22 protein-coding genes, 2 tRNA genes and 1 pseudogene are annotated in these 24,639 nt (G+C 65.2%); 6 read left to right on the top strand and 19 right to left on the bottom strand.

Annotated features, from left to right (window positions below; all coding sequences use genetic code 11):
• Positions 1-10: 10 nt before the first annotated feature.
• The 6 genes and pseudogenes from hfq to dusB all read right to left on the bottom strand — a co-directional run bounded on the left by hfq (position 11) and on the right by dusB (position 8,251).
• Positions 11-259 (bottom strand): RNA chaperone Hfq, encoded by a 249-nt coding sequence (gene hfq / locus PMN64_RS14360; RefSeq protein ID WP_006020546.1) that lies wholly within the window; start codon positions 257-259, stop codon positions 11-13.
• A gap of 376 nt (positions 260-635) precedes the next feature.
• Positions 636-2,006: a sigma-54-dependent transcriptional regulator gene (locus PMN64_RS14355; RefSeq protein ID WP_018271700.1), complete on the bottom strand. Its 1,371-nt coding sequence runs from the start codon at positions 2,004-2,006 to the stop codon at positions 636-638.
• 17 nt (positions 2,007-2,023) lie between these two features.
• A pseudogene (locus PMN64_RS14350) lies at positions 2,024-4,496 on the bottom strand (ATP-binding protein).
• 177 nt (positions 4,497-4,673) lie between these two features.
• The gene (ntrC, locus tag PMN64_RS14345; RefSeq protein WP_021079341.1) at positions 4,674-6,116 is read right to left on the bottom strand and encodes a nitrogen regulation protein NR(I); all 1,443 of its coding nucleotides are present in this window, start codon (positions 6,114-6,116) and stop codon (positions 4,674-4,676) included.
• A 9-nt stretch (positions 6,117-6,125) separates the two neighbouring features.
• Entirely contained in the window at positions 6,126-7,301 is a 1,176-nt protein-coding gene (locus PMN64_RS14340; protein WP_411781134.1) for a two-component system sensor histidine kinase NtrB, read from the bottom strand.
• Positions 7,298-8,251, bottom strand: a complete 954-nt coding sequence (gene dusB, locus PMN64_RS14335; RefSeq protein WP_411781133.1) for a tRNA dihydrouridine synthase DusB — start codon at positions 8,249-8,251, stop codon at positions 7,298-7,300. Before dusB ends, PMN64_RS14340 begins: the two co-directional genes overlap by 4 nt.
• Positions 8,252-8,584: 333 nt before the next feature.
• Between dusB and PMN64_RS14330 the strand changes: the two genes are divergently transcribed.
• From PMN64_RS14330 to PMN64_RS14320, 3 genes are all read left to right on the top strand, one after another.
• On the top strand, positions 8,585-9,796 hold the full coding sequence (locus PMN64_RS14330; RefSeq protein ID WP_411781132.1) for a bifunctional 2-C-methyl-D-erythritol 4-phosphate cytidylyltransferase/2-C-methyl-D-erythritol 2,4-cyclodiphosphate synthase: 1,212 nt from the start codon (positions 8,585-8,587) through the stop codon (positions 9,794-9,796).
• Position 9,797: 1 nt separating this feature from the next.
• Positions 9,798-10,397: a CinA family protein gene (locus PMN64_RS14325; protein WP_304495434.1), complete on the top strand. Its 600-nt coding sequence runs from the start codon at positions 9,798-9,800 to the stop codon at positions 10,395-10,397.
• A 173-nt stretch (positions 10,398-10,570) separates the two neighbouring features.
• Complete coding sequence (locus tag PMN64_RS14320; RefSeq protein WP_304495435.1) at positions 10,571-10,966, top strand: BA14K family protein; 396 nt, start codon at positions 10,571-10,573, stop codon at positions 10,964-10,966.
• Positions 10,967-11,052: 86 nt separating this feature from the next.
• Here PMN64_RS14320 and PMN64_RS14315 read toward each other — a convergent pair whose 3' ends face one another.
• From PMN64_RS14315 to lipA, 3 genes are all read right to left on the bottom strand, one after another.
• Positions 11,053-11,520 (bottom strand): type II toxin-antitoxin system RatA family toxin, encoded by a 468-nt coding sequence (locus PMN64_RS14315; protein WP_028339778.1) that lies wholly within the window; start codon positions 11,518-11,520, stop codon positions 11,053-11,055.
• Positions 11,520-12,059: a DNA topology modulation protein gene (locus PMN64_RS14310; protein ID WP_304495436.1), complete on the bottom strand. Its 540-nt coding sequence runs from the start codon at positions 12,057-12,059 to the stop codon at positions 11,520-11,522. The genes PMN64_RS14315 and PMN64_RS14310 overlap by 1 nt, the downstream gene beginning before the upstream one ends.
• 90 nt (positions 12,060-12,149) lie before the next feature.
• Positions 12,150-13,109 (bottom strand): lipoyl synthase, encoded by a 960-nt coding sequence (gene lipA / locus PMN64_RS14305; protein WP_028339776.1) that lies wholly within the window; start codon positions 13,107-13,109, stop codon positions 12,150-12,152.
• 213 nt (positions 13,110-13,322) lie between these two features.
• On the opposite strand from lipA, the gene PMN64_RS14300 reads away from it, so the two are divergent.
• The gene (locus tag PMN64_RS14300; RefSeq protein WP_411781131.1) at positions 13,323-13,928 is read left to right on the top strand and encodes a DNA-3-methyladenine glycosylase; all 606 of its coding nucleotides are present in this window, start codon (positions 13,323-13,325) and stop codon (positions 13,926-13,928) included.
• Positions 13,929-13,946: 18 nt separating this feature from the next.
• Here PMN64_RS14300 and PMN64_RS14295 read toward each other — a convergent pair whose 3' ends face one another.
• The 7 genes from PMN64_RS14295 to PMN64_RS14265 all read right to left on the bottom strand — a co-directional run bounded on the left by PMN64_RS14295 (position 13,947) and on the right by PMN64_RS14265 (position 21,621).
• Positions 13,947-16,814 carry a valine--tRNA ligase gene (locus PMN64_RS14295; protein WP_411781130.1) on the bottom strand — a complete coding sequence of 956 codons (2,868 nt, stop codon included), beginning with the start codon at positions 16,812-16,814 and terminating at the stop codon, positions 13,947-13,949.
• A 173-nt stretch (positions 16,815-16,987) separates the two neighbouring features.
• On the bottom strand, positions 16,988-17,722 hold the full coding sequence (locus tag PMN64_RS14290; RefSeq protein WP_411781129.1) for a DUF2497 domain-containing protein: 735 nt from the start codon (positions 17,720-17,722) through the stop codon (positions 16,988-16,990).
• A gap of 334 nt (positions 17,723-18,056) precedes the next feature.
• Entirely contained in the window at positions 18,057-19,460 is a 1,404-nt protein-coding gene (locus PMN64_RS14285; RefSeq protein WP_411781128.1) for a TolC family outer membrane protein, read from the bottom strand.
• A 213-nt stretch (positions 19,461-19,673) separates the two neighbouring features.
• Positions 19,674-20,339 (bottom strand): protein-L-isoaspartate O-methyltransferase family protein, encoded by a 666-nt coding sequence (locus PMN64_RS14280; protein WP_411781127.1) that lies wholly within the window; start codon positions 20,337-20,339, stop codon positions 19,674-19,676.
• A 136-nt stretch (positions 20,340-20,475) separates the two neighbouring features.
• On the bottom strand, positions 20,476-20,655 hold the full coding sequence (locus PMN64_RS14275) for a hypothetical protein (RefSeq protein WP_016842100.1): 180 nt from the start codon (positions 20,653-20,655) through the stop codon (positions 20,476-20,478).
• A 132-nt stretch (positions 20,656-20,787) separates the two neighbouring features.
• A tRNA-Asn gene (locus PMN64_RS14270) sits at positions 20,788-20,862 on the bottom strand.
• 273 nt (positions 20,863-21,135) lie between these two features.
• On the bottom strand, positions 21,136-21,621 hold the full coding sequence (locus PMN64_RS14265; RefSeq protein ID WP_028339770.1) for a DUF1772 domain-containing protein: 486 nt from the start codon (positions 21,619-21,621) through the stop codon (positions 21,136-21,138).
• Between the two features lie 92 nt (positions 21,622-21,713).
• Between PMN64_RS14265 and PMN64_RS14260 the strand changes: the two genes are divergently transcribed.
• A complete protein-coding gene (locus PMN64_RS14260) occupies positions 21,714-22,358 on the top strand; it encodes a TetR family transcriptional regulator (RefSeq protein WP_411781126.1) in 645 nt (214 codons plus the stop codon).
• A gap of 436 nt (positions 22,359-22,794) precedes the next feature.
• Positions 22,795-22,977 carry a hypothetical protein gene (locus PMN64_RS14255; protein ID WP_016842103.1) on the top strand — a complete coding sequence of 61 codons (183 nt, stop codon included), beginning with the start codon at positions 22,795-22,797 and terminating at the stop codon, positions 22,975-22,977.
• 43 nt (positions 22,978-23,020) lie between these two features.
• Here the strand turns inward: PMN64_RS14255 and PMN64_RS14250 are convergent.
• The 3 genes from PMN64_RS14250 to PMN64_RS14240 form a co-directional block, all read right to left on the bottom strand.
• A tRNA-Cys gene (locus PMN64_RS14250) sits at positions 23,021-23,094 on the bottom strand.
• A gap of 120 nt (positions 23,095-23,214) precedes the next feature.
• On the bottom strand, positions 23,215-23,940 hold the full coding sequence (locus PMN64_RS14245) for a tRNA-uridine aminocarboxypropyltransferase (RefSeq protein WP_411781125.1): 726 nt from the start codon (positions 23,938-23,940) through the stop codon (positions 23,215-23,217).
• Positions 23,941-23,975: 35 nt separating this feature from the next.
• Positions 23,976-24,639 (bottom strand): efflux RND transporter permease subunit (locus PMN64_RS14240; protein WP_411781124.1); only part of this gene is annotated, 664 nt, incomplete at its 5' end.

The raw sequence follows: 24,639 nt of genomic DNA, 5'->3' as shown, positions 1-24,639 counted from the left end.
CAGTTCACTCTCAAGCCGGTGCGTCCTCACCACCTTCGAACAACTGAATCGGAGCTCCGGGCATGATGGTCGAGATCGCGTGCTTGTAGACAAGCTGCGAGTGGCCGTCGCGCCGCAACAGCAAGCAGAAATTGTCGAACCATGTGACAATGCCCTGCAGCTTTACTCCGTTGACCAGAAATATCGTCAGTGGCGTCTTGGTTTTACGAACGTGATTAAGGAAGGTGTCTTGTAGATTTTGTGCGCGGTCTGCCGCCATTGTTTTTGTCCCGCAAGCTTGTGCTTCTTTTTTATTGAACCGGTTGCTGCTCTCTGACGGAGCCTCCTCCGGCTGCCCACCTGCCACGAGATCCCCCTCCGGCAGGCATAGCGGTAGGATTAGAGGCTACGCGCGGTTTTTAGGCAAGCCAGTTCGCGGTGCAGTCGGTAGGAACACGGTGGCAATTCTAAGAAACTGCGGGGAAAGAGACGAATATTCTCGTGGAGAGTGGATAAATCCCCGGTTGTACCGGCCCCACCCTCGCCCCGCCGATCGATCCAAACCGCCGCCGAGAGCCGGCTGTCGGCTCCCCGGCGGGTGACCGCCGGGGCTTCGCTCCGAGCCGCCGGCGGACTGCCGGCCTGCCGCGCCGGGGTCAGCCGACCCCGAGCGCCTTCAGCTTGCGATGCAGCGCCGAGCGCTCCATGCCGACGAACTCCGCGGTGCGCGAGATATTGCCGGAGAAGCGGCTGATCTGGGCGATCAGATAGTCGCGCTCGAACACCTCGCGCGCCTCGCGCAACGGCAGGCCCATGATGTGCTCGCCATTGTTGGAGGTCGGCATCGCAGGCACCATCGAGCCGACGTCCTGCGGCAGCATGTCGGCGGTGATGATCGCCTCCGGCCCGCCGCCGGCCAGGATCATCACCCGCTCGACATTGTTGCGGAGCTGGCGGACGTTGCCCGGCCAGACATGCGACTGCAGCACCGCCATCGCGTCCTGCCCGATCTGCCGCTTCGGCAAGCCGGTGGCGGCCGAGATCTGGTCCATGAAATAGTCGATCAGCTCGGGGATGTCCTCGCGCCGCTCCGACAGCGGCGGCACCCGGATCGGCACCACCGAGAGGCGATGATAGAGGTCCTCGCGGAAGCGGCCCGCTGCGATCTCCTCCTCGAGATTGCGCGCGGTCGAGGAGATGATGCGGACGTCGACATGGACCTTGCTGGTGCCGCCCTGGCGCTGGAAGGTCTGATCGACCAGCACGCGCAGAATCTTGTTCTGGGTCTCGCGGGGCATGTCCGCGATCTCGTCGATGAACAGCGTACCGCCATGCGCCTCCTCGAGCGCGCCGGCCTTGCGCTGCTGTTCACCGTTCGATCCCTCGATGCCGAACAGCTCGATCTCCATGCGCTCCGGCGTGATTGCGGCCGCATTGATCACCACGAACGGCCCTTCGGCGCGCCCGGAGGCATGGTGCAACGTGCGCGCGGCAAGCTCCTTGCCGGCGCCGGAAGGACCGACGATCAGGATGCGGCTGTTGGCCTTGGCGGCGCGGTCAATGGTCTGGCGCAGCTGGTTCATGCAGGCCGAGCGGCCGGTCAGGACGCTCGCCGCAGGTGCCAGTTGCTTGAGTTCCTTCACCTCACGGCGGAGCCGCGAGGTTTCCAGCGCCCGGGTCGCGACCAGGATCAGCCGATCCGACTTGAACGGCTTCTCGATGAAGTCATAGGCGCCGCGCTTGATCGCGGCGACGGCGGTCTCGATGTTGCCATGGCCCGAGATCATCACGACGGGCAGATCGGCATTGTCCTTCTTGATCTGCTCGAGCAGCTGCAGGCCGTCGAGCTTGGAGCCCTGCAGCCAGATGTCGAGGAAGACCAGGTTGGGCCGGCGGTTGGCGATCTCGGCGAGCGCCGAATCGCTGTCGCGCGCGGTGCGCGTGGAAAACCCCTCATCGTCCAGAATACCCGCAACGAGGTCGCGAATGTCAGCTTCGTCGTCGACAATCAGAATGTCACTTGCCATGGGTTACACCTGCCTTGTCAGTCGCTCGTCGCGGCTTTGAATTTTGGCTTTTGCGCATTTGGCTCTTGATTATTTGGCCCTTGATCAGCGGGATCTTGGATTGGTTCTTGGGTCGGTTCTTGGTTTTTTGGTTCATTGTTGGTCGCCTGTGCCGGGCTGTTGGTCGGCTCCTCCGGCGGATTTTTTTTCACTGTCCGGTTCGGTCTTGTCCGGTTTGACGTCCGGTTTTTGGTCCTTGCCTTCGGACTTGCTCTCCGGCTTGGCCGCCTGGCCCGTGACGGCAAAGCGCAGCCGCATCCAGGCGCCGCGCTGGCCGTCGCGGAAATCGGAGGCATCCTTGAGCTCGATGCGGCCGCCATGGTCCTCCAGAACGCGGCCGACGATCGCCAGGCCGAGGCCGGTGCCCTTCGCCCTCGTCGTGACATAGGGCTCGAGCAGGCGCGCACGGGCGACCTTGGGCAGGCCGATGCCGTTGTCGACCACGTCGATCAGGATGTCGTCGTTCTCGCGCTGCGCCACGACGTCGATGCGGCCCTTGCCGAGCTCCTCACGCGGGACCTGCTCGATCGCCTCGGTGGCGTTCTTGATGATGTTGGTCAGCGCCTGCGAGATCAGCCGGCGGTCGAACTGCGCGGGCAGCGGCGACTGCTTGATGTCGGCCTCGATGTCGAGATCGGGATGGGCGACCTTCATCAGGAACACCGCCTGGCGGACCACGTCGGCAACGTCCTCGCCTTCCATCACGGGCTTCGGCATCCGCGCAAAGCGCGAGAACTCGTCGACCATCCGCCTGATATCGTCGACCTGGCGCACGATGGTATCGGTGCACTGCTCGAAGATCGACTTGTCCTTCTCCTCGGTGATGGTCTTGCCGAACTTGCGGCGGATGCGCTCGGCGGAGAGCTGGATCGGGGTCAGCGGATTCTTGATCTCGTGGGCGATGCGGCGGGCGACGTCACCCCAGGCCGAGGTGCGCTGCGCCGACACCAGTTCGGTGATGTCGTCGAGCGTGATGATGTAGCTGTCGCGCGACTGGCTGGTCTGCTCGGCCGAGACGCGGACCGACAGATTGCGCTCATGGCCGTCGCGCAGGATCGTGACCTGCCCCTGCACCAGGCGCTGGGTTCCCTCGCGCGCGGTCTTCATCATCTCGTCGAGCTCGGGCAGCACGTCCGAGAGCGGATGGCCGAGCGTCTCCGACTCCGCGTGGCCGATCAGCTTTTCCGCCGAGCGGTTGAGGACGCCGATGGTGCCTGAGGCGTCGACCCCGATGATGCCGGCAGAGGCCGACGACAGCACCGCCTCGATGAAGCGGCGGCGGCTGTCGATGGTTTCGCTGGCATCGACCAGCTCGTTGCGCTGGGTGCGCAGCTCCTGCGTCATCTTGTTGAAGATTTCGCCGAGCAGCGCGAGGTCGCTTTCCGACTTGTTGACGGGCACCTGGACATTGAGATTGCCGGTCGAGACCTCGCTCGCCGCGCCCATCAGCTGGCGGATCGGCGACACCAACCCATTGGCGAAGTTCAGCCCGATCAGCACCGAGGCCATCAGGATGGTCAGCGCGATCACCGCGAACATCAGCGCGAACGCGACCTGGATGCCGAGCCTGCGGGTCTCGAGCTGGGCATATTCGGCCGCGCTGGTCTGGGTCTGCTTGAGCTGGGCAACCACCGCCGGATCGAGCAGCCGCGCCACATACAGGAACATGTCGTCATAGGCCCGCAGGCGGACCACGGAGGCGACGTAGTTCTCCGGGAAGACCGAGATCTTCGGCTCGGTCTCGTTGATGTCCTTGAGGATGTCGGGCGGCGGCGCCTCGTAGTTCAGGCGAACGCCGGTTTCGGCGCTGGCGACGATCTTGCCGTCCTTGTCCATCAGCACCGCGACCGGCAAATTGCGCGACTCGGCGCCGGCCGTCATCAGCTGCAGGAATGTCATACGATCCTGGTCGTAGAGCGGCCGCGCATGGGCGAGGTCATTGGCCATCGCCAGCGTGTCGCCGTTGATGAGCTGGGCGTGCTCCTGCATGTAGGCGCTGGCAATGGTCAGCGAATTCTGGATCACCTGCTTGGTCGGGCCGGAGAACAGCCGGTCGAGGCCGCGCTCGATGGTGACATTGGCCACGATCGACACCAGCACGGCGGGCAGCACCGCGATCACCGAGAACAGGCCGACGATCTGGACATGCAGCCGCGCCGCGGCCCGGCCGCGCCGCCTCGCCTGCACCATCTGCCAGACTTCCCGGACGATGATGCCGACCAGCAGCAGGATGGTGCCGGCGTTGATCATCAGGAAGGAGCGGACCACCTCGGACGTGGGCTCGATCGGGGTCAGCCCGGTCAGCACCACGAAGGTCAGGAAGGCGGACAGCAGCGCGATGGCCACGGCGAACGGCGCCAGCCAGCGCCGCAGCGGGAAGCCCCGCGCCTCTGCATTGGGCTCGGCCGGTGAGGCGTGTAATGTTGAAGCGGTGGTCTCTGCGCTGGTCATACCGGCAATTGAGCTGAGAGCGATCGCCCGCGGGAATTGCGAACTGATGCAATCATATCACAATGTTGCCGAATTGCGACATTTCCGCGGCGCAAACCACGGTGCGGCGCCGTGTCCCCAAAACCATTTGTGACTACTCAATAACGCTGATGGGGCCCGTGCCGGCCCCGTCAACCTCTACCCGCCGCTCCGGTAAACCTGGATGTCGAGGTCGCGGATCTTCTTGCGCAGCGTATTGCGGTTCAATCCGAGCAGGTCGGCGGCCCGGATCTGGTTGCCGCGGGTCGCCGCCAGCGCGGCGGTCAGAAGCGGGATCTCTATCTCCTTGAGGATGCGGTGGTAGAGGCCCGGCGGCGGCACGCCGTTCGGGAAGCCGGAGAAGTGCGAGGACAGATAGGCCTCGACCGCGCCGCCGAGATTGTCGACGCCGACGGTCGCCGTGCTGCCCGAGGTGACCGCGGGCGGCGCCAGCTCGCCGTCGATGACCGAAGCGGTGATGACGTCCTGCGGATAGAGCGCGGCGAGCCGCCGGGCGAGGTTTTCCAGCTCGCGGACGTTGCCCGGCCAGCGGTGTTGCTTGAGCCGCTCCAGCGCCTGGGCGTCGAGCTTCTTCGGCGGCAGGCCGTCCTTCTCGGCGAGCGAGAAGAAATGCCGGATCAGATCGGGCAGATCCTCGATGCGCTCGCGCAGCGGCGGCAGCCGCAGCGGCACCACGTTGAGGCGGAAGAACAGGTCTTCGCGGAACAGGCCCTGCTGGATCAGGATGCGCAGGTCCTTGTTGGAGGCGGCTACGATGCGCACGTCGGTCTTGATCGGGGTGCGGCCGCCGACCGTGGTGTATTCGCCCTGCTGCAGCACGCGGAGCAGACGGGTCTGCGCCTCCATCGGCATGTCGCCGATCTCGTCGAGGAACAGCGTGCCACCCTCGGCCTGCTCGAAGCGGCCGGAGGCGCGGGTGTTGGCGCCGGTGAATGCGCCGCGCTCATGGCCGAACAGCTCCGACTCGATCAGGTCGCGCGGGATCGCCGCCATGTTGACCGCGACGAACGGGCCGTTGCGTCGCCGCCCATAGTCGTGCAGCGCGCGCGCGACCAGCTCCTTGCCGGTGCCTGACTCGCCCGAAATCATCACGGTGAGGTCGGTCTGCATCAGCCGCGCCAGCACGCGGTAGATTTCCTGCATCGCCGGCGAGCGGCCGACCAGGGGGATCGAGTCGAATTCGCCGTCGTCGGCGGGACTGGAGACCCGCTCCTTCGGCTCGGCCAGCGCGCGGCCGACGATGGTGATCAGCTCCTTCAGGTCGAACGGCTTCGGCAGGTATTCGTAGGCGCCGCGCTCGGAGGCGCGGATCGCGGTCATGAAGGTGTTCTGCGCGCTCATCACGATGACCGGCAAATTCGGCCGCATCTTCTTGATCCGCGGCAAGAGATCGAACGCGTTCTCATCCGGCATCACCACGTCGGTGATGACGAGATCGCCCTCGCCCTGGCTGACCCAACGCCACAGCGTTGCGGCGTTGCCGGTCAGGCGCACCTCATAGCCGGCGCGCGAAAGCGCCTGGTTCAGGACGGTCCGGATGGCGGTGTCGTCGTCAGCGACAAGTATGCTACCTGCAGGCATTGGTGTTCCTCATCGTGCATCCTGAGAGGCAGGCGAGGACGTACCCGGAACGTCATCGCGGTTGCTTTGGTCGTGTTGCTTGGCGGCGCTGTACATCGGCATCAGCACGCGGAAGGTGGTTTTGCGCGGCTGCGACTCGCATTCGATGATGCCGCCGTGATCGCCGACGATCTTGGCGACCAGCGCGAGGCCGAGCCCGCTGCCGGTCTGCTTGGTGGTGACGAAGGGGTCGAACAGGTTCGGCAGCAGGTCTTCCGGCACGCCCGAGCCGTTGTCCTTGACGCAGAATTCCAGCGGCAGTGAGACCCGCGATTTCTTGCCGGGCACCGACAGCCGCACCCCCGGCCGGAACGCCGTGGTGAGCTGGATCTCGGCATCGGTGCCGAGATCGGCGACCGCCTCGGCCGCGTTCTTCACGAGGTTGAGGAACACCTGGATCAGCTGGTCCTGGTTGGCCAGCACCGGCGGCAGCGACGGATCGTAATCCTCGATGAAGCGGACATTGCGGGCAAAGCCGGACTGCGCCAGGCGCTTCACATGATCGAGCACCGAATGGATGTTGACCGGGCCGCGCGCCACCGGCCGGTCGTCGCCGAACACTTCCATGCGGTCGACCAGCGTCACGATGCGGTCCGCCTCGTCGCAGATCAACCGCGTCAGCAGCCGGTCCTCGGAGGACGCCTGCTGCTCCAAGAGCTGCGCCGCGCCGCGGATGCCCGACAGCGGATTCTTGATCTCGTGGGCGAGCATCGCCGCCAGCGCGATCACCGAGCGCGCCGCGCTGCGATGGGTGAGCTGCCGATCCATCTTGTCGGCGATGGTGCGCTCCTGCAGCATCACCACGATATGCCCGGGCCGCTCGGTCAGCGGCGCGACGTGCAGATCGACCTGGCGATCGCCGCCGATCCGCGGCGTGCCGAGATCGACCTTGTATTCGTTGACCGGCGAGCCGCTCGTCCGCACCTGCTCGATCAGCGCCAGCAGCGGGCTGCCAAACGGCACCAGCTCCTTCAGCGACTGCCGGCGCAGGAACTGGGTCGAGATCTCGAAGAAGGATTCGGCTGCGATATTGGCGTCGACGATCCGCCCGTCGGGTGCGACCAGCAGCACCGGATTGGGCAGCGCATTGAGGATGGCCTCCCCGTCAGTCGGCACCGGCCGGCGGAATTCCATGGCTGACGTCATGCGGCAGCACTCCAGGCAAAATCGTCGTAGGCATCGGCGAGCGAGCGATGCACGCTGGACGGCTCTTCCGCGGTCAGGATCGCCTGCCGCCAGGCCTTCAATGTCGCGGCCGGTGCGCAGCTATAGGCCGCAGCAGCCTCCAGCGCCCAGCCGAGATGCTTGCGCGCATGCTTGAGCCCGATGCGCAGGCCATAGTGGCTGCAAACCTCGTCATAGAGCGCGCGAATGTGCTTGAGCTGCTCGGCGAGCGACGGCGCCGCTTCGGCGATCCCGGTTTCCAGGCGGCGGCCGATCTGTCCCGGCAGCCAGGGCTGCCCCTGCGCACCGCGGCCGATCATCACGGCATCGGCACCCGACATCTCGAGCGCGCTGACAGCCTTGTCGAACGAGGTGATGTCGCCGTTGACCACGACCGGGACGGTGACGGCGTCCTTGACGGCGCGCACGGCGTTCCAGTTCGCCTCGCCCTTGTAGAACTGGCAGCGGGTCCGGCCATGTACGGTGATCATCTGCACGCCGGCAGCCTCGGCGCGGCGCGCCAGTTCCGGCGCATTCAGCGAGCGGTCATCCCAGCCGAGCCGCATCTTCAGCGTGACCGGCACCTTGACCGCCGACAGCGTCGCCTCGATCAGCGTGATCGCGTGGTCGAGGTCGCGCATCAGGGCGGAGCCGGACTGGCCGCCGGTCACGTGGCGGGCCGGACAGCCCATGTTGATGTCGATGACGTCGGCGCCGGCGCCTTCGGCGATCCGCGCGCCCTCCGCCATCCAGTGGGTCTCGCAGCCCGCCAGCTGGACCACATGCGGCCCGACCCCGGCTGCCTCGCAACGCAGCTTCGACATCGGCTTGCCATTCACCAGATCGTTGCTGGCGGTCATCTCGGAGACCACCAAGCCGGCGCCCAAAGTGGCAGCGAGTCGCCGGAAGGGCGCATCGGTAATGCCGGACATGGGCGCGAGGAGAACCCGGTTGGCGACAGCAATATCGCCGATCTTCAATGGGTTACGAGGAGTACTTTGCACGCCGGTCACAACCGTCTCGTCGTTCTGTCAGCCACGCCATTGCAGCTGACGTCGTCTATTCTGCGCACAATTCTTGTGCAGTCAAGGCTCATGCCTACGGTTTAGACATTCCTATCATCAGTACAAGTGCACTGCAACAAAATCTGCTTTTCCCACAGTCATCGGCAAACGCTCTGTTTTTGCGCAGCGGTCATGCTAAGGGCTGTGCGCGGCGATATCAGCCGTCCCCCTCATCCCCGATTCGTCTGTCACTGGTTCAAAATGCCGAAGCCTGAGCGTACCGCAGCCATTCTTGTCGCAGCCGGCCGTGGACTGCGCGCCGGCGCAGGCGGGCCGAAGCAATACCGGACGATCGGCGGACAGACGGTGATCTACCGCGCCATGGAGGCGTTCTCCGCACACCCGGACGTGTTTGCGGTGCAGCCTGTGGTCAATCCTGACGACACCGCGCTTTTCGATGAAGCGGTTGCAGGCCTCCGCCATCGGCCTCCGACGCCGGGCGGCGCGACCCGGCAGGCCTCGGTCCATGCCGGGCTCGAGGCGCTTGCAAGCGAGAAGCCGGACATCGTGCTGATCCACGATGCCGCGCGCCCCTTCGTCACCGCAGCCGTGATCTCGCGCGCGATCGCCGCGGCCGGCCGGACCGGAGCTGCGATCCCCGTGATTCCCGTCACCGACACGATCAAGCTCACCGGCGACGCCGGCGACGTCGAGGCGACGCCGGAGCGCGCGCGCCTGCGGATCGCGCAGACACCGCAGGCTTTCCGTTTCGACGTAATATTGGAGGCGCATCGTCGTGCTGCGCGCGAGGGCCGCTCCGATTTCACCGACGATGCGGCGCTTGCCGAGTGGGCGGGATTGACGGTTGCGACGTTTGAAGGTGATGCTGCCAACATGAAACTCACCACACCCGAGGACTTCGTGCGCGAGGAAGCGCGGCTCGCAAGCCAACTCGGCGACGTCAGAACCGGCACCGGCTACGACGTGCACGCCTTTGGCGACGGTGACCATGTCATGATCTGCGGCGTGCGCGTGCCGCACACGAAAGGATTCCTGGCCCATTCCGACGGCGACGTCGGGCTGCATGCGCTGGTCGACGCGATCCTCGGCGCGCTGGCCGACGGCGATATCGGCTCGCATTTCCCGCCGAGCGACGCCAAGTGGAAAGGCGCCTCGTCCGACCAGTTTCTGAAATACGCGGTCGAGCGCGTCACCGCGCGTGGCGGACGGATCGCCAATCTCGAAGTGACGCTGATCTGCGAGCGGCCGAAGATCGGACCGTTGCGCGATACCATGCGGGCGAAGATCGCGGAGATCTCCGGCGTCCACATCTCGCGCGTGGCGGTCAAGGCCACCACCAGCGAGCGGCTCGGCTTCACCGGCCGCGAGGAAGGCATCGCGGCGACCGCGAGCGCCACGGTCCGCCTGCCGTGGGATGATACAGGTTGGGACGACAAAGGCCGGAGTGCCTGACATGGGCGGCAGCGACGCTCGTGCCCTCTCCCGCTCGCTGCTCGACCTGTGCCGGATGCGCAAGCTGACCATCGCGACCGCCGAATCCTGCACCGGCGGCCTGGTCGCGGGTGCGCTCACCGACATCCCCGGCTCGTCCGACGTGATCGACCGCGGCTTCGTCACCTACTCGAACGAGGCCAAGCGGATGATGCTCGGCGTCAAGGCGGCCACGCTGGAAACGTTCGGCGCGGTGAGCAAGGAGACCGCGACCGCGATGGCGATCGGCGCGCTGGAAAAGGCCGGCGTCGACCTTGCGGTCTCGATCACCGGCATCGCGGGCCCCGGCGGTGCGACGCCGGGCAAGCCGGTCGGCCTGGTGCATTTCGCCGTCGCGGCGCGCGACGGCCGCATCATTCATCGCGAGCAGCGATTTGGCGCAATCGGCCGCAGTACGGTGCGGCAGCGCTCCGTGGTCGAAGCCTTGCGCATGCTGATGGAGCTTGCGCGCCCGCCGCAGGCCGCCAAGCCGCGTCGCGAGGCCGCCAGCCGGTTGCGGCCAAGGGTGGCCCGCTCGCCTCGGAGCCACGCCGCGAAACGCCGCCGGCCGCCGCGCGGATAGGCCCGACTCGAAGTCGGGTCGCGTCACGGCCCGCCCTACACTGACTTGTGTCAACTGCGGCCCAGTGACGCCTACCTAAAATGGAACTCTGACGCGGCTTCGCCGCTTTATGTTGTTCCAACTCTGCTGTTTCGATTGTTCGTCCAACAGCAAAATCCCACAACAAGGAGAAAATGATGAAGTTGGGAACTTTGCTCGTGGCCGCCATCAGCGCTGGCGCCATGACGCTGTCGACTGTTGCGCCTTCGTCCGCCACGCCACTTGCTCCCGTGCGATTGCAGGACCAGCCTACCTCCGTCGATCATGTGCAGTATCGTCATTGGCACGGTGGTCCGCGTTACGGCTATCGCGGCGGATACGGCTACCGCGGTGGTTACTATCGCGATCGTGGTAGTAACGGCGCGGCGATCATCGGCGGGCTGGCGGCCGGCGCGATCATCGGCGGCGCGATTGCGGCGAGCCAGGCCAAGGCCAACAACGACGCCTATTGCTCCCAGCGTTTCCGTACCTACGACCCCGCTTCGGGCACCTACATCGCCTCCGGCGGCGTGCGGCGATCCTGCCCGTAAGTCGGCGAACGGTCTCCTGCATCATCCGTCGTGCCCGGCCTCGTGCCGGGCATTTGCGTTCCAGAGATGTAGACGAGACGGCTTCGCTACGTCGACAGCTGAGGCTTGCCGTAGACCTGATCCGCGCGCTTCTCGAACGCCGCGGCAAAGCGTGAAAACGCGGCGTCGAACATCGAGCCCATCAGCATCGCCAGCATCCGGCTCTTGAATTCGTAGTTCAGGAAGAAGCCGACGTCGCATTCGGCTTCTGACTTCGGCTCAAAACTCCAGCGATTCTCCAGATTGCTGAACGGGCCGCGCAGGTATTCGACCAGGATCTTCAGATTGGGCCGGTCGAGCGTCACCCTGCTGGTGAAGGTTTCCCGCACCAGCTTGAAGGACACCGTCATGTCCGCCACCACGACCTCGGTGCCGTCATCCTTGGGCGTGCGCTGGCGGATCTTGAGCGACTGGCATAGCGGCACGAATTCGGGATAGCGCTCGACGTCGGCGACCAGATCGAACATTTGAGGTGCGGTGTGGCGGACCCGCCGCTTGCTTGAGAATCGTGGCATCAGTGGATACTCGCACGGTTTTGCCCGAGTGCGAGGCGCGTCAGATATTCATCCGCCTGCGCCCGATCGGTGAAGCAGACCAGCGATTGATCGGACCGCAAGCCGGCAAAATACTCGATCAGCTTCGGCCGCTGCTGCTGGCGATAGGTCCAGACGTAGCGGAAGAATTCGAGATCGATCTTCTCGGGGCAGCCTTCCGCCATCTCCGGGCGGACCTGGCCATAGCTCTCGGCTATCCGCCTGAAGATACCGAGCATGCAGGTCGACCGCGGCAGGTCGAACCAGATGATCGTGTCGGAGAGCTCCCGGCGCAATTGCCCTGCACCATGCCTCATGTAGTTCCCATCCATGATCCAGCGCGGCTCGCGGGCTGCTGCGGTCATGCGGCGCTCGAATTCGTCCCTGCCCGACTCGACCCAGCCCGGCTTCCAGAACAGCGCATCGATCGACACGGTCGGAATCCCTGTCATCGCGGACAGCCGCCGCGCAAAGGTCGACTTGCCGGATCCCGACGATCCCATCACCAGAACGCGCTGCATTGGTCCAGTCCAAGATTCGATCAAGGTTCGGTCAAGGCCCGATCAAGCAACGGCGCGTGACGACGCCGGTTACCGCCGTTTTACAAAAATCTAGCGGCCGCGGGCCGTGCGCGCCGCCTGCAGTTTGGCGAAATCCTCGCCGGCGTGATGCGACGAGCGCGTCAACGGGCTAGCCGACACCATCAAAAAGCCCTTGGTATAGGCGACGCGCTCGTAGCCTGCGAACTCGTCCGGCGTCACGTAGCGCATCACGGCGTGATGCTTGCGGGTCGGCTGCAAATACTGGCCGATGGTCAGGAAATCGACTTCGGCCGAGCGCAGGTCGTCCATCACCTGCAGCACTTCGTGCCGCTCCTCGCCGAGGCCGACCATGATGCCGGACTTGGTAAAGATGGTCGGGTCCATTTCCTTGACCCGCTGCAGCAGCCGGATCGAATGGAAATAGCGGGCGCCGGGACGGACCGTCAGATAGCGCGACGGCACGGTTTCCAGATTGTGGTTGAAGACGTCGGGCTTGGCCGCGACCACGCGCTCCAGCGCGCCGTCCTTGCGCAGGAAGTCCGGTGTCAGGATCTCGATCGTGGTGGTCGGGCAGCGCGCGCGGATGGCGCGGATCGTCTCTGCAAAATGCTCGGCGCCGCCGTCGGCGAGATCGTCGCGGTCGACCGAGGTGACCACGACATGACTGAGCCCGAGCTTGGCGGTTGCCTCCGCGACGTATTCCGGCTCGCTCGCCTCGAGCGCGCCGGGCATGCCGGTCTTGACGTTGCAGAACGCGCAGGCGCGCGTGCAGGTGTCGCCCATGATCATGAAGGTGGCGTGCTTCTTGTCCCAGCACTCACCGATGTTGGGACAGCCGGCCTCCTCGCACACCGTGACGAGGCCATTCTCCTTCACGATCCGGCGCGTATCCGCATAGCCGCGCGTGTTCGGCGCGCGGACGCGGATCCAGTCCGGCTTCGGCGGCGACACGGCATCCGGCCGGTTCACCTTTTCGGGGTGCCGCGGACGGAGCTGAGCGGTGGAGATGGTGTCGACGATGGTGACCATTTGTGCCTGCAAGTCGCGGGAGCATGATCCGGAAAAGTGGAGACCGGTTTTCCCGCGACAAACCCGGAACGGGTTTGCGCTGGAGATCATGCTCCGAACCAAGGGTTTAGCTAATCGGTGTTGACGCGGCTCGCAACCCGCCCTGCGACCCTAGCAGGTCAGCCAATATATTGGCAGTCTTGCGATCCGTTCCATGCCGATTCCCACCTCAAAATGCCTCAAAAACCCCGATCCACCAGCGCGACCGCGCCGCGCCTCGGCAAGCCGCTGAAACGCTCCTTCTTCGATCGCAGCGTCCACGAGGTCGCCCCCGACCTGATCGGCGCCACCTTCCTGGTCGGCGGCGCCGGCGGCATCATCACCGAGGTCGAGGCCTATCATCACACCGATCCGGCGGCGCATTCCTACCGCGGGCCGACCCCGCGCAACCAGGTGATGTTCGGCCCGCCCGGCTTCTCCTACGTCTACCGCTCCTACGGCATCCATTGGTGCGTCAATTTCGTCTGCGAGCAAGCGGGCTCCGCCAGCGCCGTGCTGATCCGCGCGCTCGAGCCGACCCACGGGGTCGCGGCGATGCGCCGGCGGCGCGGGCTGGAGGACACGCGCGCGCTATGCTCGGGGCCCGGCAAGCTCTGCGAGGCGCTCGGCATCACCATCGCGCACAGCGAATTGCCGCTCGACCGCGCCCCGATCGCGCTCCATGCGCGGACCGAAGCACCCGACATCATCACCGGGGTGCGGATCGGCATCACCAAGGCCGTCGACCTGCCCTGGCGCTACGGGCTGAAGGGATCGAAATTCCTCAGCAAGCGGTTTTGAGCGCCACGGCGTTATCAGCTATGACGCCTTCTTCAACCGCTCGATCGCCTCGAGGATCTTGGCGCGGCGCTCCGTTGCTGCCGTGCGCTTTTCCTTCTCTTCCTCGACGAGCTCTTCCGGCGCGTTGGCGACGAACTTCTCATTGGCGAGCTTGGCATCGACCCGCTTGATGTCGGCGTCGGCCTTGCCGAGCTCCTTCTCCAGCCGCGTGCGTTCAGCCGCGAGATCGATCACGCCCTTCAGCGGCAGCGCGACCGCCTCGCCGCGGACAAGGAGCTGCACCGCGCCTTCCGGCGGGTGATCGGCGAACGAGATATCCGACAATCGCGCGAGCCGCTTGATGGTGTCGTTCCAGCGCTGCGCGCGGTCCAGCGTCTCGGCGGAGGCGCCGGCGATCACCAGCGGCGTCAGCGTCGACGGCGGGATGTTCATTTCCGCCTTCACCGACCGCATCGCGGTGACGAGATCGACCACCCAGCCGATCTCGGCCTCGGCCGCGGGATCGCTGAACTCGTCGGCGTCGAGCGCGGCAATGACCGGCGGAATGATCGGATCGACCACCGGACCGGCGGTTGCGATCGCGGCCAGCTGCTCGCCGGTCACGCCCGACTTGCGCGGCCAGGACGCCAGCACCAACAGGCCGTCGCGCTTTGCGGTCACCGCCCACAGCTCCTCGGTGATGAAGGGCATGAACGGATGCAGCAGCTTGAGGATCTCGTCGCGGGTCCAGGCGATCATGGCACGGGTCTCGGCCTTGGCCGCGCCCTCCTCGCCCATCAGCACGGGTTTCGCGAGCTCAAGATACCAGTCGCAGAACACGTTCCAGACGAAGCGGTAGATCGCGCCCGCGGCATCGTTGAAGCGATGATCCTCGATCGTCTCGGTGACCTCGCGGGTGACGCGCGAGGTTTCGTGCGCGATCCAGCGGTTCAACGTCTCCTTTGCGCCCTTCGGGTCGAAACCGTCCGGCTTGACGCACTCGTTCATCTCGGCGAAGCGGCAGGCGTTCCAGAACTTGGTCGCGAAATTGCGGTTGGTCTCGACCAGATGCGGCGACAGGCGGATGTCATGGCCTTGCGCCGCCTCGCGGGTCAGCGCGAAGCGCAGCGCGTCGGCGCCGTATTCGTCGATCACGCCGAGCGGGTCGATGACGTTGCCCTTCGACTTCGACATCTTGGCGCCCTTCTCGTCGCGGACGAGGCGGTGGATGTAGACGGTCGAGAACGGCGCCTCCTTCATGAAATGGAGCCCCATCATCATCATGCGGGCGACCCAGAAGAAGATGATGTCGAAGCCGGTAACCAGCGTGTTGGTCGGGTAGTAGCGCGCGACCTCCGGGGTGTCGTCCGGCCAGCCCAGCGTCGAGAACGGCCACAGCGCCGACGAGAACCAGGTGTCGAGCACGTCCTCGTCACGCGTGATGAAGCCCTCGCGCTTGGCGGGGTCGACCGCCATCTCGTGGCCCTGCTCCGGCGTGATGACTTCCTGCTCGACGTAATAGCCGAGCGCGTGGCCGACTGCTTCTTCCTCGGTCTCGGCGACGAACACCTTGCCGTCGGGTCCGTACCACGCCGGGATCTGATGGCCCCACCAGAGCTGGCGCGAGATGCACCAGGGCTGGATGTTCTCCATCCACTCGAAATAGGTCTTTTCCCAATTCTTCGGCACGAACGTGGTTTCGCCCGAGCGCACCGCCGCGATCGCCGGCTGCGCCAGCGTCTTGGCGTCGACATACCACTGGTCGGTGAGATACGGCTCGATCACGACGCCGGAGCGGTCGCCATGCGGCACCATGTGGGTGTTGGGCTCGATCCGCTCGAGGAAGCCGAACTCCTCCAGCCTTGCGACGATCTTCTTGCGCGCCGCGAAGCGCTCGATCTTGTCGAACTCGGCGGCGAACTCGGCGGCACCCATCGGCAGGCCGCGAAGATAGTCCTCGTTGCCCACCAGGCTGAGGCTGCCTTCCTGATCGAGCACGCTGATCTGCGGCAGGCCATGGCGCTTACCGATCTCGAAGTCGTTGAAGTCGTGCGCCGGCGTCACCTTGACCGCGCCCGAGCCCTTCTCCGGATCGGAATAGTCGTCGGCGACGATCGGAATCCTGCGGCCGACCAGCGGCAGGATGACGTGGTGGCCGACCAGATCGGTGTAACGCTCGTCGTCCGGATGCACCGCGACCCCGGTGTCACCGAGCATGGTTTCGGGGCGCGTCGTCGCGACCACGATGAACGACTTGGGATCGTCGGGGCTGAAGCTGCGGCCCTCGATCGGGTAGCGCAGGTACCAGAGATGGCCCCTGACCTCGACCTGCTGCACTTCGAGATCGGAGATCGCGGTGAGCAGCTTCGGGTCCCAATTGACCAGGCGCTTGTCCTTGTAGATCAAGCCATCGCGGTGCAGCTCGACGAACACCTTGACGACGGCGCGCGACAGGCCCTCGTCCATGGTGAAGCGCTCGCGCGACCAGTCGCAGGAGGCGCCGAGACGCTTGAGCTGGTTGACGATGGTGCCGCCGCTCTCGGCCTTCCACTGCCAGACCCGCTCGAGGAATTTGGCGCGGCCCATGTCGCGCCGGCCCGGCTCCTGCCGTTCCATCAGCTGACGCTCGACCACCATCTGGGTGGCGATGCCGGCGTGATCGGTGCCGGGCTGCCACAGCACGTCGCGGCCGCGCATCCGCTCGAAACGGCACAGGATGTCCTGCAGCGTGTTGTTGAGCGCGTGTCCCATGTGCAGCGAGCCGGTCACGTTCGGCGGCGGGATCACGATGGTGAAAGGCGCGGCGTCCTTGCGTTCAGGCCGGCCGGCCTTGAACGCACCGCTCTCCTCCCAGATCCGGGCCATGCGGTGCTCGATATCGGCGGGCTGGTAGTTTTTCTCGATCATGACAATGCGCTGTGGACCATGGAAAGGGCTAGAAAGCCGCCGGAGCGCACCAAGTCAACCGGACCGGCACGTCAAATCGGCGTTTAGGGCATTTGGGAAGCTGAATGAGGGCTGCCAGACCCGACGGCGGGAGCCAGCCTCGCGCCCGCGGCGGAGCTAGCGCCCGCGCGGAGCTAGCGCCCGCGGGATACCCGCTCGATCTCGGCCTTGACGATCCGCTCGACCAGCCCGGGCAGATTGTCGTCCAGCCAGGACTTCAGCATCGGCCGCAGCATCTCCTTGACCAGATCCTCAAGCGTCCGCGCATTGTTGCTCAGCACGGTGTTGGCCAGCGAGTTGAAGGCCGACTCGACGGCCCGCATCGTGGTTCCCGAGATGATCTGCTGCATGGGCGCGCTCTCGATCGCCGGCGGCTCCCTGGCCGGTTCCGGCGCCCGGCTCCGCGCTTCCGTGAACTCGAGGTCGTCCTGCGGCTCGACCTTGCGGAACGACGGCGCGGTCGCCGGATCCGGCAGCGCCATCTCGTCGGTGAGTTCGAACACGTCGGCTTCGGGCTGGGCTGCGGGCTGCGGCGACGGCCTGATCTCGGCTGCGGGCGTCGCCTCGTCGAGGCTGGCGAGCAGCGAGTCGATGTCGTCCTGACTGTTGCTGGCCGCCGGTGCTGGCGCAGGCGGCGGTGATTTCGGCGCGGGCGCGGCGGCCTTCGCGGCCGGTGGCGCTGCGGGCGGCGGGCTCTTGATCGCGGGCTTGGCTGCTGGTGCTGGCTCGACCTTCGGCGGCGGAGCCGCAGCGGCGGCCGCAGGCTTCTCGGCCGCGGCCGGCTTCGCCTCGTCGTCGGCAATGATGCGACGGATCGACGCCAGGATCTCCTCCATCGAGGGCTCTTGGACCTTCGCAGGTTGCGTCATCTCCGACTCCACATCGAAACGATTTTACATCAAGCCCGAGAGGATTCGCCGGTTCCGATGATGCGGGCGGAGATTTTCATTGCTCCCGCCCGACTTGTCCCCAGATCAAGCCCGCCCGAGGCTTTGTGCAAGCTTCGTGTCGCCCAATGCAGCGTGATCACAGGTGGCGTCGCACCTGTCATCACGCTACGCCGGCGCGCCGCGAATCGCCTTGCTGCCCGACAAAACGGTATGTCAGCCCAATTATCGAATGCAAGCAAACGCGCCTGTTTGTGGTCCTGATTAACTCAGAACCACAAACATGACGCGACAAGCGATGATGATGCGAAGGTGTTTAGCGGCCGTCGGGCGTGCGGACGCCGGCCCAGTTGTCACGAACCTGCTGGTAATGCACGCTCGGATCGTAGACGTTGGTCGAAAGGCCCATCACCTGCGGCGACAGGCGGCCAACTGCGCTCAGCACGTTATAGGACGCGACGACGCGGTCGTGCTGCGCGGTGACCAGCGCGTTGCGCGCGTTGACGAGCGCCTGCTGCGCGTTGAGCACGTCGAGCGTGGTGCGCTGACCGGCCTTGGCCTCTTCGCGCACGCCGTTCAGGGCGATCTCCGACGCGGTCACCTGCGCCTGTGCCGACGCCACCTGCGACTTGCCGGCGACCAGCTGGCCCCATGCGGTGACGACGTTGGCGCGCGCCTGATCGCGGGTCTGTTCGAGCACAAGGCGCTGCTGCGCCAGCGATTCCTTGGACTGGCGGATCAGCGAGTATTCCGCACCGCCCTGGTAGAGCGGCACCGACAGCTGGACCGCCGTTCCCGCGCTGAATGCGCGCTGGCTGATCATGGTCTGCTCGTATTGCTGCTGCACGGACGTTTGCAGATTGACCGACGGGAACAGCGCACCTTCGCTGACCTTGACCTGCAGGAAGTTGACGTCGACGCCGTACATCGCCGAGGTGACGTTCGGATTCTGGGTCAGGCTGAGTTCGACGGCGGACGCAAGCGTCGTTGGCAGGAAGCGATCAACCGGCGAGCCCGGCGCGAGATTCTGCGGCTCGTTGCCGATGATGCGGCGGAAATTCGATCGCGTCGTCGTCAGGTTCGATTCGGCGGTGAGCTGCTGGGTTTTGCCAGCCGCAAGCTGCGCTTCGGATTGCGCGACGTCGGTCCGCGTCACTTCGCCGACATTGAAACGGTCCTGAGTCTGCTTCAGCGTCTGTTCCAGCACGCGCGTATTGCTGCGTTGAACTTCGACGATGGCGGAGTCGCGGAGAAAGTCCATGTAGATCGTGGCCGCGCTCAGGATCACGGTTTGCTCGAGCACACGCAGGCCCTCGCGGGCCGCCGAGACCTGGCTTTCCGCCGCGCGCACCCTGGGCGCGGTCTGCGCGTTGAACAGCGACTGGTTGACCGTGAGGCCTGCGCTGCGCGGCGCGTTGGCGCCATGGATTCCGGTGCGGACAAGATTGTTCGAGTCGCCACCCTGTGTCGTCAGCGTATCGGTGTATTGGTACCCCGCGCTTGCCGTCAGTGCGACTTTCGGGCGGTAGCCCGACAGTGCCTGCGGAACGTTCTCGTCAGTTGACCGCACCTGCGCGCGTTGCGCGTTCAGCTGGGGATTGTTCTGGTAGGACCGCACCAAAGCGGCCTCGATTGTATCGGCGAGTGCGGGCACAGGGCCCATCTCCGCCAACAGAAGGACGGCAGTCGCAGCCGCGGTGACAACCTTCACCCCACGCATCCCCGGAAATCCAATCATTGTAGTCGCCGTCTCCACACGCAAATCAGTCCGGCGGTCGCTTCAGTCGAAGTGAGTCCCGCCTCACCTTAGTCCGCAGCTAGGGCCAACGGAACTACCCCGCAACGGAACACGGTCGAAACTCTTCACATGGGGCAAACGGGCCACACTTCTGATTCGGAACGGGATTTTATCAGCCGGTGCGCCGCGATAGCGTCAGAAGACGAAGGCGGGAAGCCGCTCGAATCCGGGCAAAACGGGGGCCGAGGCGTCGAACAGCTCGCGATGGCCGAAATCCCCGTGCGAGTGCGTCACCAGGGTGGCGCGCGGCGGCGGCAACAGACTGAACACCCCGACCAGCCGGCCCCCCTCCTTGAGCTGGCCGAACAGCCCGGTCGGGACGATTTCCGTGGCACCATTGAGGAGAATGACGTCAAACGGGGCGCCGGCGGCGTCGCCGTCGGCGGCGGCAGCCGTTTTGACGGTGATATTCTGGACCCCGAGCTGGGCGAAGGCTGTGGCCGCCTTTGCGGCAAGCGCCGGATCGCTTTCGGTCGCGCTGACGTCTGCGGCAAAGCGCGCCACGATAGCGGCGGCGTAGCCGGTCGCGCAGCCGACCACCAGGACCCGGTCGGTGGCCTTGATCTCGGCGGCCTGGAGCATCCGGGCGAGCAGCGCCGGCGTGATCAGGCAGCGCCTCGTCGCACCGCCCTCGGCTACATCGAGGTCGAGGTCGAGATAGGCCAGCGCCTGCTTGCTGGCCGGCACGAAGACCTCGCGCGGCACGGTCAGCATGGCATCGAGAATACGATCATCGGTCACGTCGCTCGGACGCACCTGACCATCGACCATATACTGGCGCGCGGTCGAAGAACCGGTCATTGGCGGAGACCCTGCAAGTCGCGGCGTTGCCGCTGGAGAAGCTAGAACAGGGCCATCTTTTGGAACAAGCTCCGCCAAAACGCAACACGCCGCTGGCGTGCAAAACGCGCTCCCAAAACGCGCTTCAAGGCGCGGGCTATTCGATCGTGACGGCGAGTCGGCCGATCAGGCGGGCCACTTCATCGAGATGCTCGGAATCATGCTCCTCGACGGCCCTCGCGAGCCGGCGGACGCACTCATCGTCACTGATGTCGGGGGCATCGTTCGGAACCAGCGTCGGCTGCGGCATCGACAGGTCGATCAGGTTAATGGCCATCAAAATCACCTCTCAAGACCCGGCGAGAGCGAGTGTCGACGGCTATTGAGTCGATTTGACGACGTTTTCGGCCTGTCCGATGCGGACCACGGGCTTGTGATTGTTGATGAGTGTGATGGGGCCAGACCGAACTGGCTCCCCGGGCTGGATTCGAACCAGCGACCATTCGATTAACAGTCGAATGCTCTACCGCTGAGCTACCGAGGAATAGGCGAACATCTGTTCGCGAGCGGGCAGCGTATAACAAAGCCTTTCGGCCTTGCAAAGAACCAAATGGCCCCTCCGGCGAAACTTTAGCGCGCACGGTAAGCCTCTGCGATACAAGGGCTTACCCATCGCCCCGGCTTGGTACATGCCCAGCCCGCCGGCCCCGCCGCGCTCCTGCGGGCGCCTGGAAACACCGCCAGCGCGGCGATCGGGCCGCGCCTATGATTCTGGTCTCGGGCAGCACAGCCCGGCTCCTCGCGCAAACGGGGCTGGCTACCGCCCGGCGATGGCAACGATGAACAGCGCAGTCGCCGCCAGCGAGGCGATGGTCCGCACATGATTCCAGAAGGTCCAGTCGGTCAGATAGCGCGCCCAGACCGATGCCGCCGACGTGCCCGCAGGATCAGAGGCCGCAAGCTGATCGTTCAGCGGCACATTGAAGACGATGGTCACGACGAACATGCCGACCACGTAGAGGCCGCCGCCGCAAATCATCGCAATCGCTCCCGGCTCCTGCCATCTGAGCCCGCCGAGCACGACCAGCACGGCGCAGGACAGCGTGGTGCCGAGGAACACCGGCATGAACGGCGAGCGGACGATATCGACATTGATCGCGTTCATCGCCGAGATGCCGGCGGCCTGATCGATGCGGCCGAGCGCAGTCATGACGAAAGCCGAGAACGCGAAATAGAGCCCGGCGAGCAGGCCGCAGCCGAGCGCGGAAAACCACAGCAAGCCCGAGGTCAGGATCTGGCGCATCGTTCCGCCTCCAAATACGAGAAATACTCGTATTTGTGAAATGCGATAAACTCTCGTATTAGAGCCGTCAACCCCGATCGCAGGGAAGAGAGATGTCGAGACGAAAGGCCGCATCCGCGACAGTCCCCCTGCCCGGGCTTGCGCGGCTTGCCCCGACCCAGCAGCGCAGCCGCGAGCGCTTCGAGCGCATCCTCGCCTGCGCGACCGAGATCATGGCGGAAAAGGGCAGCGAGGCTTTCCGCATGAGCGACATCGTCGCGCGCAGCGGCGTCGCATTCGGCTCGCTCTATCAATATTTCCCGGACAAGGCCGCGATTATCGGCACCCTGGCCGAACGCCATAACGCGGTCGGGCGCGATTGCGTCAGACGCGATCTGGCCACCGTGACGACCGCGCGCGACCTGCACCCGGCGCTGTGCCGGATCGTCGACAGCTACTACGAGATGTTCATGCGCGAGCCGGTCATGCGCGACATCCGGCAGGCGACGCAAGCCGACCGCGCCCTGCAGAAGCTCGATGCGGACGACATGGCCGTGCTCTCCGGCCTGTTGTCCGATGCGGTCATCCGGATTGCGCCCGACATGCCGACTGCCACCGTCGCCACGTTCTCGGGACTGACCATGACGCTGATCGCAGCCGCCGTGCGACATGCGATCACGCTGCCACCGAGGAAGGCGCGGCAGGCGCTGACGCAGTTCAAGTCCATGCTGCCGCACGACCTCACCGGGCTGACATAACCGCGCGCAGACGTCGGGAATTTCCTCCGGCTAGAGGCGATAGACAGCGGGTGTCGACGATTTGCGCTGTCCGGGAGCTGCCCGCAGCGCCCAACGCTGCCCACCGGTGAAACCATGTCAGCAAGAGCCGAGGATCGAGGTGGCATGCGATCAACGAGTATGCCGCGATGCACGCCCTCATTGTCACGGCTCCCTAAAATTCCTGCGATATTTGACGGCTATGAGTATTGCCGGGAATTCCGGGCAGAGTTTTTCGCAAGATGTGATCTGTCTCACATGAGGTGCGGCTACGCCGACCTAGGTTCCCGAAGGGGTCACCAACGAATTATTAACCAACGCGGGCGCCATCGTTCTTTTCATAAAATTCGAACGAATCGCTCAATCCGGACCGAAGACAGTTTTGCGACCATGGCGCTCTCGAACCTCGGAGAGCGCGATGAGCGAAGTCGAATTTGATCTGCTGCTGGACGCCGTACGAACGGCGATCGCGCCCATTGCTCAGGAGGATCTTGTGGCTCAGCCCTCGCCCCGCATTCAGCCGCCACCGCGCGCGGCCAATGACAACCAGGCGCCGTGGCCGCTGATTCCATTTCCTGAAGGTTGGTACGCCGCGAGCTAATGCGGCTTCTCATTGATTGGCTGCAAGCCATTGATGAGATGAGTGGAGGCCACGACCAGAATTGAACTGGTGTACACGGTTTTGCAGACCGTTGCGTAACCACTCCGCCACGTGGCCCCTTGCGGCGGACTTCATATACGGCCTCTCTCCGATAGGCAACCGAGCCGGAAGGTAAGGTGCCCCTCGTTTGAGCATGATCCTTTCGGAAAACCGCTTCGCACCGTTCCGGGCTAGGCTCTAACGCCGGCGCCTCCGGAAATCCCGCTTCTTCGGTTTTGGCGCCAGTTCCGGCAATTTGGCCTGCACTTCCCGGAACCTCGCCAGCATCCGCTCGAAACTCCCTGACAACGTTGCGGCAATGTCCGGCCGCTTCTCCAGCCCCGCCAGCAGGATCGCGGCCGCCTCGATGGTGGCCAGGCCGTCGCGGCGCGGTTCCCGCCGTAGTCTGCCGTAGAGCGAGGGCCGTTTCGGTCCGAGAATCACCCGCTGGCACTTCAACATCCAGGCATTGCGCCACCACAGCGCCTTGGCCTGGCTCCAGGTGCCGTCGAGCAGCACGATTCCCTCGATGTCGGCCAGGATGGCACGCTGATGCGGCTCAAGCTCGCCCTTGCGGTTGATCGCGACGATCTCGGCATCGGTCTCGAGATCCTCGACCTTGGCGGAGCCAAGATAGAGCACCGCCCAGCGCGACGGATCGGGCACCGGCCGGCCGAGCGCCTTGGCAAGGCTCGGCCAGGACAGCCCGATCCGCACCACGGCGTTCTCGAAATGCCGCGCCAACAGTCGCGCGGTGCCGAGCGCCCTATCCTGCTCCTGCGGATGGATCAGGATCAGGAGCTGGATGCGGCTCTCGATCGGCGTGACGCTGTCGCAGATGCACAGCGGCAGCGGCTTGCCGCAATGCGGGCACTCCTCCATCTCGGCGACATCGTCGGTTTTTGCTTCGGTCGGTTCGGACATCGCTCCGCTATACGCTTGCAACCGCGCAATTCAAACTATTCCGCGGGTGCGTGCACGCCAGACGGCTCGCGGCGCTGGCGCAGCCGGTCGATCAGCAGGTAGATCACCGGCGTCGTGTAGAGCGTCAGGATCTGCGACACGAACAGGCCGCCGATGATGGTGATGCCGAGCGGCCGGCGCAGCTCGGTGCCCGGGCCGGTCGCAATGACCAGCGGAACGCCGGCGAACAGCGCGGCCATCGTCGTCATCAGGATGGGACGGAAGCGCGCGCGGCAGGCCTCGAAGATCGCGTCCCGCGACGACAGGCCCTGATGCCGCTCGGCCTCGAGCGCGAAGTCGACCATCATGATGCCGTTCTTCTTGACGATGCCGATCAAGAGGATGATGCCGACGAAGGCGATCACGGTCAGCGGCGTGTTGGTTACCTGCAAGGCGAGCAAGGCGCCGAGGCCGGCCGACGGCAGTGTCGAGATGATCGTGATCGGATGCGCCAGGCTCTCATAGAGCACGCCGAGCACGATATACATCGCGACCAGCGCGCCGAGGATCAGCAGCGGCTGCCGCCCGCTGGTCTTGTTGAAATCGCCGGCATTCCCGTCGAAGCTGCCGCGGATGCCCTCGGGCATGTGCAGCTCGTCGACCGCCTGCTGGATGTTCGTCGTCGCGACCTCCAGCGGCACGTCCGGCAGCAGGTTGAAC

Origin of the sequence: Bradyrhizobium sp. UFLA01-814 (genome assembly GCF_046718885.1) — a bacterium.
GTDB classification, from domain to species: Bacteria; Pseudomonadota; Alphaproteobacteria; order Rhizobiales; family Xanthobacteraceae; genus Bradyrhizobium; species Bradyrhizobium elkanii.
The sequence above is the reverse complement of the archived record's forward strand: the minus strand, read 5'-3'. Positions and strand labels throughout refer to the sequence as shown.